This is a genomic window from Pseudomonas sp. PME37.24/025 (genome assembly GCF_055556615.1).
The window spans coordinates 1-270 of sequence record NZ_JBVHNK010000214.1; the positions used below are offsets into that span (position 1 = coordinate 1).

1 protein-coding gene is annotated in these 270 nt (G+C 35.6%); it reads right to left on the reverse strand.

The features are described 5' to 3' along the window. A partial coding sequence (locus ACZ3HH_RS30120) for a hypothetical protein (RefSeq protein WP_465810244.1) occupies positions 1-270 on the reverse strand: 270 nt, incomplete at both ends.

The window sequence follows — 270 nt, forward strand, 5'->3', positions numbered from 1 at the left end:
CATTTGTGCTTTTTGAATATCCATGTAGCTTTGCAAATCTTGCTGATCCCTTACTGCAAAGCCTTGCAAAGCTGCATTTGCTTTACCATCCCACCAATTAAAATTTTTATCTTTAACACTAAAGGGACTCAGTGTCGCTTGTAGTTTTTCAACCTGAGAAAGCATCCAAAAATAACTATTTCCTAATAAGTTACGCAACTCAACAAAACTAAATCCAACAGTGCCCTGATTCATTAACTGTAAAAGTTTTACAAATTTTGGCGCAACAGT